The sequence below is a fragment of the Candidatus Hakubella thermalkaliphila genome, assembly GCF_013281975.1.
Classification (GTDB): domain Bacteria; phylum Actinomycetota; class Humimicrobiia; order Hakubellales; family Hakubellaceae; genus Hakubella; species Hakubella thermalkaliphila.
In genome coordinates, this window is sequence record NZ_BLRZ01000412.1 from 1 (window position 1) to 698 (window position 698).

At 47.7% G+C, this 698-nt stretch carries 1 protein-coding gene; it reads left to right on the top strand.

Going from position 1 to position 698, the window contains the following annotated elements:
- The coding region (cbiD, locus tag HW443_RS12480) for a cobalt-precorrin-5B (C(1))-methyltransferase CbiD (RefSeq protein ID WP_176238365.1) at positions 1-698 on the top strand (698 nt) is incomplete at both ends.

Sequence of the window (698 nt, forward strand, 5' to 3'; positions counted from 1 at the left end):
AGTGAAACTTAATTTAGAATTGATCGATCGGGAGGTAGGAGAGGATTTTGCCAGGTGCGGCATAGTTAAAGATGCAGGTAGTGATCCCGATGTCACCCATGGGGCAAAGATTTATGCCGAAGTGAGGTTCTCCAATAAGAAGGGAGTAAGCATAAAAGGGGGAAAAGGCGTCGGGATAGTCACAAAGCGGGGGCTGGCTGTTCCCGTGGGGGAATATGCTATTAATCCTGTTCCTCGAAGGATGATTTATCAAGAGGTGAATAAATATGTGCCTCAAGGGAAAGGTGCTGAGATCATAATCAGTGTGCCTCAAGGTGAGGAGTTGGCTAAACGAACTTTCAATCCCCGTTTGGGAATAGTGGGGGGCCTTTCCATTCTGGGCACGACGGGAATAGTGGAGCCCAAGTCAGTCGATGCTTACAAGACCGCTTTAGCTCTTCTCTTAAACATGGCCAGGGCCTCCGGAGTTAAAAAAGTGGTTTTAACTCCAGGGCATATAGGAGAGAGATTCTGTAAGGAAAGACTCGGACTTCCGGACCAGGCTATTGTTCAGATGGGTGACCAGGCCGGCTTTATGCTTAAGCAATGTGTAAAGAAGGGGATTAAAGAGGTTCTTTTGGCTGGACATATCGGCAAGCTGGTCAAGATAGCGGCGGGAATTTTTAATACCCATAGTAAATTTGGTGATGCGCGCCTGG